This window comes from Rhizobium sp. BR 249 (assembly GCF_047445895.1).
GTDB lineage: Bacteria > Pseudomonadota > Alphaproteobacteria > Rhizobiales > Rhizobiaceae > Rhizobium.
This window is the reverse complement of the sequence record NZ_JARWKX010000026.1, coordinates 1-13,082: the sequence shown is the minus strand read 5'-3', so window position 1 is coordinate 13,082 and position 13,082 is coordinate 1. Positions and strand designations below refer to the sequence as shown.

General features: G+C 62.6%; 11 protein-coding genes and 1 riboswitch. Of the genes, 7 read left to right on the top strand and 4 right to left on the bottom strand.

Translation table 11 applies throughout. The annotated features are described in order from the left end of the window. Positions 1 to 42 precede the first annotated feature (42 nt). Positions 43 to 222, bottom strand: a complete 180-nt coding sequence (locus QD408_RS21725) for a hypothetical protein (protein WP_088683879.1) — start codon at positions 220 to 222, stop codon at positions 43 to 45. A gap of 74 nt (positions 223 to 296) precedes the next feature. On the opposite strand from QD408_RS21725, the gene QD408_RS21720 reads away from it, so the two are divergent. Together QD408_RS21720 and QD408_RS21715 are read left to right on the top strand one after the other, a co-directional pair. Next, the gene (locus QD408_RS21720; RefSeq protein ID WP_414140713.1) at positions 297 to 1,238 is read left to right on the top strand and encodes a LysR family transcriptional regulator; all 942 of its coding nucleotides are present in this window, start codon (positions 297 to 299) and stop codon (positions 1,236 to 1,238) included. A 99-nt stretch (positions 1,239 to 1,337) separates the two neighbouring features. Beyond that, positions 1,338 to 1,493 carry an entericidin A/B family lipoprotein gene (locus QD408_RS21715; protein ID WP_004680588.1) on the top strand — a complete coding sequence of 52 codons (156 nt, stop codon included), beginning with the start codon at positions 1,338 to 1,340 and terminating at the stop codon, positions 1,491 to 1,493. 96 nt (positions 1,494 to 1,589) lie between these two features. Here the strand turns inward: QD408_RS21715 and QD408_RS21710 are convergent, their stop codons facing one another. Continuing rightward, positions 1,590 to 1,940, bottom strand: coding sequence for a hypothetical protein (locus QD408_RS21710; protein ID WP_088683878.1), 351 nt, complete (start codon positions 1,938 to 1,940; stop codon positions 1,590 to 1,592). Between the two features lie 34 nt (positions 1,941 to 1,974). Beyond that, entirely contained in the window at positions 1,975 to 2,970 is a 996-nt protein-coding gene (locus tag QD408_RS21705) for a glycine betaine ABC transporter substrate-binding protein (protein WP_414140712.1), read from the bottom strand. 684 nt (positions 2,971 to 3,654) lie between these two features. On the opposite strand from QD408_RS21705, the gene QD408_RS21700 reads away from it, so the two are divergent. Together QD408_RS21700 and QD408_RS21695 are read left to right on the top strand one after the other, a co-directional pair. Further along, a complete protein-coding gene (locus tag QD408_RS21700) occupies positions 3,655 to 5,109 on the top strand; it encodes a cobyric acid synthase (protein WP_414140773.1) in 1,455 nt (484 codons plus the stop codon). A gap of 218 nt (positions 5,110 to 5,327) precedes the next feature. Beyond that, a complete protein-coding gene (locus QD408_RS21695) occupies positions 5,328 to 6,497 on the top strand; it encodes an adenylate/guanylate cyclase domain-containing protein (RefSeq protein ID WP_414140772.1) in 1,170 nt (389 codons plus the stop codon). A 3-nt stretch (positions 6,498 to 6,500) separates the two neighbouring features. Here the strand turns inward: QD408_RS21695 and QD408_RS21690 are convergent, their stop codons facing one another. Then, on the bottom strand, positions 6,501 to 8,291 hold the full coding sequence (locus QD408_RS21690; protein WP_414140711.1) for a chloride channel protein: 1,791 nt from the start codon (positions 8,289 to 8,291) through the stop codon (positions 6,501 to 6,503). A 227-nt stretch (positions 8,292 to 8,518) separates the two neighbouring features. After that, a riboswitch (cobalamin riboswitch) is annotated at positions 8,519 to 8,914 on the top strand. 281 nt (positions 8,915 to 9,195) lie between these two features. Between QD408_RS21690 and cobU the strand changes: the two genes are divergently transcribed. From cobU to cobN, 3 genes are all read left to right on the top strand, one after another. Next, a complete protein-coding gene (gene cobU / locus QD408_RS21685; protein WP_414140710.1) occupies positions 9,196 to 9,705 on the top strand; it encodes a bifunctional adenosylcobinamide kinase/adenosylcobinamide-phosphate guanylyltransferase in 510 nt (169 codons plus the stop codon). Between the two features lie 4 nt (positions 9,706 to 9,709). Continuing rightward, on the top strand, positions 9,710 to 10,765 hold the full coding sequence (gene cobW / locus QD408_RS21680) for a cobalamin biosynthesis protein CobW (RefSeq protein ID WP_414140709.1): 1,056 nt from the start codon (positions 9,710 to 9,712) through the stop codon (positions 10,763 to 10,765). A gap of 3 nt (positions 10,766 to 10,768) precedes the next feature. Further along, on the top strand, positions 10,769 to 13,082 hold a 2,314-nt coding region (gene cobN, locus QD408_RS21675), incomplete at its 3' end, for a cobaltochelatase subunit CobN (RefSeq protein WP_414140708.1).

Below are 13,082 nucleotides of genomic sequence, written 5' to 3'. Positions count from 1 at the left end.
CCTGCGGTGCTCGATTTGGCACGCCAGCGACATGGCGCGCCTTCAAAGGAATTCGGCGGTCGAAGGGCAGAGGAACGGATCATCTCCGCGGACATCGGCCAGCAGATGCGGCGGAAAACGCTTTATCTGCCGCAGCGCCTCTTCGTAATTGGCGTACCTGCGCCTGCGCGACTTGAATGCGGAAAGCGCCTGTATGATATTCCAGATGATTGTGTGTGACATGTCGGGCCTCCTTTGCTGCATCAAGCTTCCGACAGCTCGAAATATGGAGGCGCATTGACATTCAATCAAACAAAATGATATGGCGTTATAAATCAGAAAAATTGAAAGATGCGACGATGAGCCTTCCCTTTCGCCGTCCCATTCCTTTGCTTGACAACGATGTGCTGCGCACCTTCGTTGCCATCGCCGAGACAGGCAATTTTTCCACCGCCGCCGAAGCGGTCTTCCGCACGCCGTCGGCGGTCTCCATGCAGATCAAGAAGCTCGAGGAACAGCTCGGCGCGACGCTGTTTTTACGCGACGCCCGCTCGGTATCGCTGACGCGGCACGGCGAGATGCTGCTTTCCTATGCCCGCAACATCCTGGCGCTTTCGAACGAGGCGGTGTCGCGCTTCATCATGCCGGAACTGACTGGTGTCGTCAGGCTCGGCGCGCCGGAGGATATCGGCGAGCGGCTGCTGCCGAGAATCCTGAAGAGTTTTGCCGAAAGCTATCCCGGCATCATGGTCGACGTGACGATCGACATGAGCGTCGGGCTGAAGAAGCGCATGGAGGAGCAGCGGCTCGACCTGGCGCTGATCAATTGCGCGACGCGGCCTTTCCCGACCGGCGGCGAGGTGGTGTTCCGCGAGCGGCTGGTCTGGGCCGGCGCACGGTGCGGTTCGGCCCATCGGCGCGATCCCCTTCCGATCTCGATCTGGGAGGATGGCTGCATCTGGCGCCAGGAGGCGCTTGCTCAGCTCGAACGCAACAAGCGGCCCTATCGCGTCGCCTATCTCAGCGGCCATACGATGGCGCAGCGCGCCGCCGTGCTCTCCGATCTCGCCATCGCCCCGCTGCCGCTTTCCTATGTCGGCGAGGACATGGCGATCCTCGGCCTGCAGGAAGGGCTGCCCGAACTCGGTTCCTTCGATATCCGCCTGCTAACCGCCTCGCAGATGTCAGGGCCGATCGAGACGGTGGCCGACAGCATCCGCGATACTTTTGCCGAAAGAGCGAAGGCGGTCGCCGCCTGAGCATTGCTTTCCGCCCGTGAACTTTTTCGTCCCTTGTGCGTTATGGGCGCGGATGGCATGAGTGCCGTTCGGGGTTGATTTCAAACAAGGATATTCGAAATGACGACAACGGCCAAAATTGCCGCAGCCTTCATGGTTCTTCTCGCTCTTTCCTCCTGCGGCAACACGATCCGCGGCATGGGAAAAGATACGGCGAACGCCGTCAACGCCACGCAGGACGCCGGCCGTTCAGTGGATCGCGCTGCGAAGAAGTAATCGTGGCTGAGAGGCTGGCTGAGATTTAGGAACCGGATCGTCATAGAGGACGACCGGGGCCGGACCATCTTATCGGATGGCCGGGGACGGACCACCCTATCGGGTGGCCGGGGGATATGCCTTTTCGAGGCCGCCGGATCGGCTGAGGCCGGTCCGGAAGGCCTGGTAGGCGGGATGCTGGCTGGAGCGGGCCGTTTCCGTCAACCGGATCTGCAGGCGGTCCGGTGCCTGGGCGCCGATCCACAGGCCGAGATTTTCGAGTTTCAGCGAGTTCAGGAAAGGTGATTGCGCGGCGAGATCGAGGTGGCGGCGCAGGCCATCGAGCAGATTGTCGTCCTGGGCGACGTTTTCCATCAGCAGCGTCAGGAAGGATTTGTCGGCGTCCGACAGCGCTGCAAGCTTTTCCGCAACGGTATCGCGGTCGGGAAAGGGAACGGTGCCAGTCATTTCGAATCGTCCGGTCGTTGATCGTCTCCCGCCGTTATAAGCTCGCCTTGACCTTCTCGGCTACATCGGCCGGCACCCATTTCGTCCACAGGCTCTCGTAATTGTGCAGGAAATGGATCGCGGCGTTCTCGTTGCTTTCGCGGTTTTCGTCCTGCCAGGCGAGCACCTGGTTGATCGTCGCATTGTCCCATTTGCGGGTCTTGAGATAGGCGGTGACAGGCCCGGCGCGGCTGGCGAAGGACCGGGTCATCAGTGTGAACGCACGCGAGACCGGGTAGGAATTGAGTTGAGGCCTGGCGCAGCCGGCAACCGCGGTGCAGGCGTCCCATTCCTTCTTGTCGTGACCGACGCCGAAGCTCAGGCGGGTCATGTCGTATTTGCCGAGCACGGCGGTCGGCGCCCAGTAATAACCGAGCCAGCCGACCTTGTTATCGAAGGCGCGGGCGATCGACGCGTCGAGCCGTTCCGGGCTGCCGGTCTCGACGAGTTCGAAGCCCTTCTTGTCGGCGGCAAGCGCGTGGAAGAGGTTGGTGGTCGATATGTGGCAGCTCCAGTCGGCCGGGCAGTTATAGATCGCGCCCTTGGCCGTATCGTCCTCGGCCGGGAAAAGCTCGGGATGTCTCAGGGCATCCTCGACCGAGCGAATGTCGGGATTGGCGTCGGCGATGAATTTCGGGATGAACCAGCCCTCGACGGCGCCATCGGCAAGGATCTCGGCGCCCTGCACCAGCCGGCCGGTTTTGACGGCCTGATCGAGCAGCGCCCTCACCGAATTGATCCAATATTCGGACGCGATGTCGGGCGTGCCTTTCTCGTTCATCGAGGCGAAGGTCGGCAGCGTGTCGCCGTCGACGATGGTGACGGAGCAGCCATAGCCCTTTTCCAGGATGATCTTGTCGAAGTTCGCCGCAATGCCGGCCGAGGCCCATTTCATCTCGGCGATCGAAACCTGGCCGCATTCGGCGGCCGCAGCCGGCGCGGCGACGGACAAAGCCGCGGCAAAGACGGCCGAAATCAGAAGCGTCTTCATCGTCGTTCCCCGAATTTTCTTGCTCGAACGCGCGGCCGGGTCTCAAAAATCGTCAAAGATCTTTCCGGCGCCCGAAAGGAAGAATGCTTGCGGAGCGGTGCCCCAACAGGTCTTCCGTTTCATGGACGCCGTTTATCACTACGGCTTCGGCAGCGCGTCGCAGGTCATGTTCAACAATGGCGCATTTTGACCAACCCTACGCGTTCGCCCGCAGAAATCAACCATCTTCTGCCCATGGTTGCGCGACTAAATGATTGAATTCGAAGAATTTATGTCAGCAGCCCGAAAATGGCGCCTTCGATGGAAACACACGCTGTTCGCGACTGCCTGGGGGCCTTCGGCAGAAATTTCGCCGGGAATGTCAAAAAAAGTCGAAATTAATATTTGCGTAAGCCTTCAATAACTCTCCGGTAAGAATGTGCCGTTATCAGTGGGGTCGCAGCGGGAACAACCGCTGCTTCTTCGGTTCAGGTAGTGCGTACCGGAGAAAGCGAGCTTCGCCGTGTAGAGGGTGAAGACGCCAGAGTTTTCGGCAAACCGCGCAGAGCCAAGGCCATGCGCGGTTTTCGCGTTTTCTGCCGGAGCTTGACCCGGGATTTTTACCCTTGTAGGCCTCGGGCTAGAGCGGTTCAGCTTTTCACGGAAGCGCAGAAAGGACGATGCTCTCGGGAAAGGCTGATGCCAATGGCAAGAGCGATCATGCTGCAGGGAACCGGCTCGGATGTCGGCAAGACGGTGCTGGTCGCCGGCCTCTGCCGGCTGGCGGCCAATCGCGGGCTCGCCGTCCGGCCGTTCAAGCCGCAGAACATGTCGAACAATGCGGCGGTCGCCGATGACGGCGGCGAGATCGGCCGGGCGCAGTGGCTGCAGTCGCTGGCGGCGCGCACGCCGTCCTCGGTGCACATGAACCCGGTGCTCTTGAAGCCGCAATCGGAAAACGGCAGCCAGATCATCGTGCAGGGCAGGGTGTTCGGGCAGGCGAAGGGGCGGGATTATCAGCGGCTGAAGCCGCAGTTGCTCGGTGCGGTTCTCGCAAGCTTCGAACAGGTGGCCGAAGGCGCCGATCTCGTCATCGTCGAGGGCGCGGGATCGCCGGCCGAGATCAATCTCAGGGCCGGCGATATCGCCAATATGGGCTTTGCGACGCGGGCTGATGTGCCTGTCGTGCTCGTCGGCGATATCGACCGCGGCGGCGTCATCGCCTCGCTCGTCGGCACGCATGCGATCCTCGACGAAGCCGACCGGGCGATGATTTCGGGCTATATCATCAACAAGTTCCGCGGTGACGTCTCGCTGTTCGACGACGGCATCCGCGCCATCGAAGGCTTCACCGGCTGGCCGTGCTTCGGCGTCGTGCCGTGGCTGTCGGGTGCCGCGCGTCTGCCGGCCGAGGATTCCGTCGTGCTCGAGCGGCTGGCAAGGGGCGGGACCGGCGCACTGAAGGTCGCCGTGCCGGTGTTGCCGCGCATCGCCAATTTCGACGATTTCGATCCGCTGAGGGTGGAGCCGGATGTCGAGCTCACCTTCGTGCGGGCGGGCGAACGGCTGCCTGCCGATGCCGGACTCGTCGTGCTTCCCGGCTCGAAATCGACGATATCGGATCTTGCCGATTTCAGGGCCCAAGGCTGGGACCGTGATCTCGAGATGCATGTGAGACGCGGTGGCCGGGTGATCGGCATCTGCGGCGGCTATCAGATGCTCGGCCGCATGGTGCACGACCCGCTTGGGATCGAGGGCGGGAGGCAGGAAACGCCGGGGCTCGGACTTCTCGATGTCGAAACCGAGATGGCGCCGGAGAAGACCGTGCGCAACAGCCATGCCCGTTCGACCGAATATGACGCGCCGCTTTCCGGCTACCAGATCCACCTCGGCATCACCCGCGGCCCGGATTGCGATCGGCCTTCGGCGATCGTCGATGGGGCGCCTGACGGAGCGGTTTCGGCGGACGGGCGGATCATGGGCACCTATCTGCACGGGCTCTTCGGCAGTGATGCTTATCGTGCGCGGCTGCTGGAGAGCTTCGGGCTTTCCGGCCGACATGGGAATTATCGTGAGAGCGTGGAGCGGGCGCTGGATGAAGTTGCCGCGGAACTGGAGCGCTGTCTGGATGCGCGGTGGTTGGGGGAGTTGTTGGGTTAGGTGCTGGAGGGTGGGAAGAATTTGCTGAGTGTAAGGCAATGAAAGGCGTGCCGGCAGGCAGATGAGGGGGCCACACGGCAGATACCTATATGCGGGTCCAACTTCATCACGTCATTCACGCGAGAGTAGTATCGCAATGCGAAGCAGGCTAATAAGTAGTATGCGCGGCCAGGCGAAGCCCATTCCCGGTTCTCCATCCCCATGCGGAGGTTTCCAAAATTAACGATCATATTCAGTGGCTTATCGAGCATGGAATCACCAGCGAGCATATTAGCGATCTCGTCACCGGTCTGTGCGAGAGGCTGATCGCGGAAGGGTTTCCGATCTGGCGGGCGAGCATCCGGATGCCGTCCATCCATCCGATGTATCGCGGCATCGCGGCCAATTTCGTCAGGGGCGGCGTCACGATCATCGAAACGGCCGGACACGGCAGCGAGACGCAGCGCAACTTCGAGAACACGCCGATATTCTACCTTTTGAACCGAGGCGAGAATACGGGACGGTGGAACCTGGCGAAGGGCGAGGGCCTGCAATATGCCGAGCTTCGCGAATTCGCGCTTGCCGGTGGCACGGACCATGTGATCAACCTTTGCGAATTCCCGAAGGAGGTTGCGCTGCGCGGGCTCGGTTTTTCGCTGACGAGCGACGCGCCGGACGGATTTTCCGATGAACAGCTGGCGGTCATCGAGGGGTTTTTCCCAGCGCTGGGGCTGGCGGCCTACCGCGTGGCGGCATCGAACACCGCGACCGAAATCCTGGCGGTCTATACCGGCGCCAGGACGAGCGCGCGTATCCTTGCCGGCGAAACCCAGAGGGGGACCGGCGGCTCGATCAATGCTGCGATCCTGATTGCGGATCTCAGGAATTTCACGGCGCTGACCGAGGTCTATCAGCCCGAGGAGATCGTCGGTTTTCTCAACGAGCATTTCGAGCTGATCGACCGGCATGTCGAGGAAAACTCCGGCGAGATCCTGAAGTTCATGGGCGACAGCGTGCTGGCGATCTTCCCGACGGATGCGGACGATCCGCAGAAGGCCTGTATGGCGGCGCTCGCTTCGGCGCAGAATCTGCTGGAGGCAACCGACGCGCTCAATCGCGAGCGGACGGGCAATGGCGGCCCCGATATCGGGGTCGACGTCGTGCTGCACCTCGGCGAGGTTTTCTACGGCAATGTTGGCGCTCACGGCAGGCTGGATTTCACCGTGATCGGCAGGGCCGTCAACGAGGCTTCGCGGCTTGAAAAGCTCTGCGGCACGCTCGAACAGCCGCTCCTGATGTCGGAGAGTTTTGCGAAGACCTGTGCTGCGCCTTGCGAGCATCTCGGCTCGTTCGAGCTGCGCGGCGTTTCGAAGAAGGCCGACGTTTACCGGCTCGCCGACGAGACATAGTGGTCAGATCTCGCCCGACACCTCGCGGCGGCGGCGGTCGAGCTCTTCGCTGTAGCGGCGCAGCGTGTGGCTTTCGCTGAGCTGGCCGACCACCTTGCGCTCGATCAGGTTGTTGACGACGGCGAGCGCTTCGCTTTCGGTCTTGTCGAAGATCGCCGCCGCCTGCCTGGCGTTCATCTGCGGCTGCAGGAAATCGTTGCGGTAGCGGATGAAATCGGAAAGCGCCTTGCCCTCATCCTGGACGTCGGTCGGGTTGGCGTAGATCTCCGGGACCAGAACGAGGCCGGCATATTTTTCGCTCTCCTCGACGAGGATGACGCGCTGGGTCGAGCCGATAGGAAAGGCCTGCTTGAATTCTTCGAGCGAGATGCCGGCCCGTGCGGTCTTGACGTCTGATCGCATCAGCTTGTCCACCGTCAGGTTGCGGATCCAGCCGACGTCGTGGGCGCTGCGGATGCTTTCGCCGCGCAGGTGGAAGCGCCAAGTGGCGAAGGAGTAGCCGAAGGTCGAGCGCACGACGAGCGAGGAGGTGATGACGGCGGCGAGCACCAGCGCCGTGATCGGGAAGTCGCCGGTGATTTCGAGCGCCAGGAAGGTCATGGTCAGCGGGCCGCCGATGACGGCGACGGCAAGCGAACTCATGCCGACCACGGCATAGATCGCAGGCGTCAGCGTCGCATCGGCGAAATAGGGGCCGCAATAGGCGAAGAGCTTGCCGAGCAGGGCGCCCATGAACAGCGAGGCGAAGAACAGGCCGCCCCTGAAGCCGGAGCCGATCGAGATCGCCGAGGCGAGCGATTTCAGCAGGAAGAGGCCGATCAGCGCCGGGATCGCGACATCACGCGACAGGTTGAGATGCAATGCGCCGTGGCCGGCCGAGAGCACCTGCGGCGAAATCATCGCGAGAAGCCCGACGATGATGCCGCAGAGCGCCGGCCGGAAAGGCGGAGCGATGGAGCTCTTGCGCGCCAGCTCCTCGACGAAGGCGACGCCCTGCATGATGAGGATGCCGACGCCGGCGCAGAAGACGCCGAGCAGCAGGGCCGGGACATAGTCGGCCGGCACGACCGAACCGAAGCTGCCGATATCGATGGTGAAATCACCCTCGGCAAGCAGCCTTGCGACGAGCGTGGACACGAGGGCGGAGGTGACGACCGGCGTCAGCGACACGATCGTATAGGTGCCGATGATCAGCTCGAAGGCATAGAAGGCGCCGGTCAGCGGTGCGTTGAAGGCGGCGGCGATGGCGCCGGCCGCGCCGCAGCCGACGAGGACGCGCAGGTCGGAGCGGCGAAGCTGCAGCTTCAGGCCGAATTTCGAGGCGAGGCCTGCGGCAAGCTGGGTATAGCCGGCCTCCAGGCCGACGGAGGCGCCGAAACCGTTGGAAATCAGGTTCTGCACGGCGACGATGATGCTGTCGGTGAGCGACAGGCGGCCGCCATGCAGCGCATTGGCCTCGATCGGGTCGACCATCGGCTTCTTTCGCCGTTTCGCCAGCACGAAGAACAGCAGCCCGAGCAGCAGGCCGCCCATGACGGGAGCGGTGAGCAGCAGCAGCTTGTCGTCGATCAGCGATGAACTCAGCCTTTCGTCGTCCGAGATACCGAAGACCAGCTGGTGCAGTTCATTGGAAACGAAGCTCATGCCGGTGACGGCAAGTCCCGAGGCGATGCCGACGACGGCGCCTGCCAGCGACAGGCCGACCTCGCTGCGGCGGGTCAGCGCGCGCAGCCGCCCCGGGTCGAAGAAAACACGCAGCGCGCGCAGGCGGCGCCGATCCAATTTCATAAGCATGGCTAGACAACTAGGCGGGGAGAGACCCGGTCAAGGGTGACGGTGCAGTCCGCTTGCAACGGAATTGCGGCGAAAAGCCGGCGCGCCGATCAAATATTCATAACGTAAGCCTCTGATAAAAGACGATATTTCCGGTAGAGTCAGTCGTATTGGCTTGGAAGCCGCAGGTAATCCGCGCCGAGAGCGGCTGCGAAGGCCGGTTGACTTCAATCCCCGGCTTGCCTAACCATCCTGACATAACGGATGGTTCCGGATCGGCGTTGCGCCCTTCCGGATGAAAAGGGAATGTGACGGGGTGGACCCAAACCGGGCGCCTTCATCACAGCCGACCCCGCGACTGTAGAGCGGTCAGGGTCTTCCATCCGGCATCGAGCCCTTTTCGCCGGCAGCCAGCAATGGTGCGGGCGGGCGAAGCGGAGGAGATGCCGGAAAAGCCACTGGACATGCATGGTGATCAACCGGGGCCGGACGCCTCTATTTCTACGAATCGTCCACCTCTTCGCCAATGCAGCCGGGAAGGCGAGGCAGATCCGCCGGCACGATCAGGGCGACCGGAAACGGTTTGCCCCGATCGCGGCCGATACCCGCGAGCCAGGAGACCTGCCATCCCGTGCCGGGCGAAAAGCCCACCCCTGGGCAAAGCGCCCGCTGCCAGCACGGAGGTTGTTTTGGCTGAACGACTGAATTCAGCGCTGCCTTGTGTGGTGCGCGCCTCTCTCTCTTCCCTCATTCCTGTGCTTGTCACAGGAATCCAGCCACCGCGCGTCTGCGCGGTGAATGAAGCTATAACGCTGTTGAATGAGTCTTTCGTGCCCAAGGACTTGGACACGCTGGATTCCTGTGACAAGCACAGGAATGAGGGAGGTCGAGGAGCACGCGCGCTTCCTCTACTGGCGGTGTTGTCATGACCACCACCCTCATCCTCGGAGGCGCACGCTCCGGCAAATCCCGCTTCGCCGAAAACCTCATCATCGCGACCGGCCTCGATCGTCATTACATCGCCACCGGCCGGGCCTGGGACGATGAGATGCAGGCGCGTATCGACCAGCACAAGGACGATCGTGGCCCCTCCTGGATCACCCATGAGGAGCCGCTGGAGCTTGCCGAGCGGCTTGCGGCCATCGATGGCGAGGGCAGGGCGATCCTGGTCGATTGCCTGACGCTGTGGCTCACCAATCTGATGATGGAGGGGCGCGATATCGCGGTTCAGGCTGCGGCGCTTGCCGCCTTTCTGCCGCAGGCGAAGGCGCGGCTCGTCATCGTTTCCAATGAAGTCGGCCTCGGCATCGTGCCGGAGAACCGCATGGCGCGGGAGTTTCGCGACCATGCTGGAAGGCTGCACCAGATGATCGCGGCGAAGGCTGCGGAAGTTTATTTCGTCGCGGCAGGGCTGCCGCTGAAAATGAAGGGTTAAGTGCATGAACCAGCAGAAAATCCCCGCAACCGTCATCACCGGCTTTCTCGGCGCCGGCAAGACGACGATGATCCGCAACCTGCTCACCAATGCCGGCGGCAAGAAGATCGCGCTCATCATCAACGAGTTCGGCGATCTCGGCGTCGACGGCGATGTGCTGAAGGGCTGCGGGGCGGAAAACTGCACCGAGGACGACATCATCGAGCTGACCAATGGCTGCATCTGCTGCACGGTCGCCGACGATTTCATTCCGACCATGACCAAGCTTCTGGAGCGCGACCAGCGCCCGGATCATATCGTCATCGAAACCTCGGGCCTTGCCCTGCCGCAGCCGCTCGTCGCCGCCTTCAACTGGCCGGATATTCGCAGCGAAGTCACCGTGGACGGCGTCATCACCGTGGTCGATAGCGCCGCCGTCGCGGCCGGCCGTTTTGCCGACGATCACGATGCCGTCGATGCGCGCCGCGCCGAGGATGAATCGCTGGATCATGAAAGCCCGATCGAGGAACTGTTCGAGGACCAGCTGACCTGTGCCGACCTGATCGTGCTCAACAAGACCGATCTGATCGACGCCGACGGTCTCGGCCGCGTGAAGAGCGAAGTCGCCTCGCGCATTGCCCGCAAGCCGGTGATGATCGAAGCCAGGAATGGCGAGGTGCCGGCCAGCGTGCTGCTCGGCCTCGGCATCGGCACGGAAGACGATATCGCCAACCGCAAGTCCCATCACGAACTGGAGCATGAGGATGGCGAGCCGCATGACCACGATGAGTTCGACAGTTTCGTCGTCGAGCTCGGCGCAATCGCCGATACGGCTGTGTTCGTCGAGAAGCTGAAGGGCGTCATTGCCGAGCATGACGTGCTGCGCCTCAAGGGCTTCGTCGACGTTTCCGGCAAGCCGATGCGCCTGCAGCTGCAGGCCGTGGGTGCCCGTATCGACCAGTATTTCGACCGCGCCTGGGCGCAGGGCGAAACGCGCGGCACGCGCCTCGTCGTCATCGGCCTGCACGAGATGGATCAGGGCGCGGTGCGCAAGGCGATCGAAGCGCTCGTCCGAGGATAGAGAATGCATCTGCTTCTGGCCCAGCAGGGAACGATCAGCGATGGCGACGAGGCGATAGACCTCGGTCAGTCGCCGGGCGATATCCTGTTCCTCTCGGCTGCCGATACCGAGCTTGCGGCAATTGCCGCGGCTCATGCCGGCGGGGCGACAGGGTATTCGCTGCGGCTTGCGAGCCTGATGAGCCTGAAGCATCCGATGTCGGTCGATACATACGTTGAACGGACGGCGCGGCATGCGAAGCTGATCATCGTGCGGGCGCTGGGTGGGGCGAGTTATTTTCACTATGCGCTGGAGGCGCTGCATGCGGTGGCGGCGCGCTGCGGTGCGCTGATTGCGGTGCTGCCGGGGGACTCCAAGCCGGATGCGGGGTTGACGCCGTTTTCGAATGTGGCGCTGGAGGATCTGAATGCGCTGTGGGGCTATCTGATCGAAGGTGGTGACGCCAATGCGCGGGGCTTTCTGGCCTATGCGGCGGCGATGCTTTCGGGCGAGGAGAAGCCGGCGCCGGCTGCGCCGTTGATGAAGGCGGGGATCTGGTGGCCGGGGCGGGGACTGGTTGGGGTTGAGGAGTGGAAGAGGCTGGTTTCTGGCGTTTCTCCCGCAGCCACGACCTCGACGGCAGACGGGAGCATTGCCTGTACGACAGAAGAGGTGGAAACCGAACCTACGATCCGCCCCGTCGTCGCCATCGCCTTCTACCGCGCCCTTGTCCAGAGCGGTGAAACCAAACCCGTCGAAGCCTTGATCCAAGCGTTGCAAGCAAGAGGCCTTAATCCCCTGCCGGTCTTCGCCTACAGCCTCAAGGACCCCGTCTCCAAAGGCATTCTCGAATCCATCTTCACTGACCTCAAACCCGATGTCGTCATCAACACCACGGGCTTTGCCGTCTCCGCCCCCGGCGCGGATCGCGAGCCGACCGTGCTTGAGGCGAATGACGCCGTCGTGCTGCAGGCGATCTTTTCCGCTTCGTCGCGGGAGGCCTGGGCTGCCTCGTCGCAAGGGCTCTCGGCCCGCGATCTCGGCATGAATGTCGCGCTGCCGGAAGTGGATGGCCGGGTGCTGTCGCGCGCCGTCTCCTTCAAGGCGGCGGCCCGTTATGATGCTGATGTCGAGGCCAATATCGTTTCCAGCGAGCCGGATACGGGGCGGATGGATTATGTGGCTGCCCTTGCCGCCAACTGGGCGCGGCTGCGGCAGCGGTCGGAGGCGGAGCGGCGTGTTGCGCTCGTCATGGCGAATTATCCGAACCGTGATGGACGGCTCGGCAATGGCGTCGGCCTCGATACGCCTGCCGGCACCGTCGAGGTGATGCGGGCGATAGAGAGGGCCGGTTATTCCATCGCCGATATTCCCGCCGATGGCGATGCGCTCATGCGGTATCTGATGATGGGGCCGACCAATTCTGGCTTCGACGGTAAGGTGGTGCGCGAGAGGCTTTCCCTGAGTCGATACAAGAGCTTCTTTGCGTCTCTTCCCGATCAGATTCAGGATGAAGTGACGGCGCGCTGGGGCGATCCCGAGGCCGATCCTTATCTGCGGGATGGCGCTTTCGCGCTGCCCTTTGCGCGCTTCGGCGGGCTGCTCGTCGGCATCCAGCCGGCGCGCGGCTATAACATCGATCCCAAGGAGAGCTATCACTCGCCCGATCTGGTGCCGCCGCACGGCTACTTTGCTTTCTATGCTTTTCTCCGCGAAGAGTTCGGCGCCGATGCGGTCATTCACATGGGCAAGCACGGCAATCTGGAATGGCTGCCGGGCAAAGCACTGGCGCTGTCGGAGACGTGCTACCCCGAAGCGATCCTCGGGCCGCTGCCGCATCTCTATCCCTTCATCGTCAACGATCCCGGTGAGGGTACGCAGGCCAAGCGCCGCACCGCCGCCGTCATCATCGATCACCTGACGCCGCCGCTGACGCGGGCGGAAAGCTATGGGCCGCTCAAGGATCTGGAGGCGCTGGTCGATGAATATTACGAGGCCTCGGGCGGCGATCCCAGGCGTATCCGATTGCTGAGCCGGCAGATCCTTGAACTTGTTGCCGATATCGGGCTGGACCGGGATGCGGGGATTGCCAAGGGCGAGAGCGAAGGCGAGGCGTTGAAGAAGCTCGATGCCTATCTCTGCGATCTCAAGGAAATGCAGATCCGTGATGGGCTGCATGTGTTCGGGGTCTCGCCGGAAGGGCGGCTGCTGACAGATCTCACCGTGGCGCTGGCGCGGGTGCCGCGTGGGCTGGGTGAGGGTGGGGATGCGAGTTTGCAGCGGGCGATTGCGGGGGATGTGTTGAAAAACCCCTCCCCAACTCTTGCTGATAAAAACC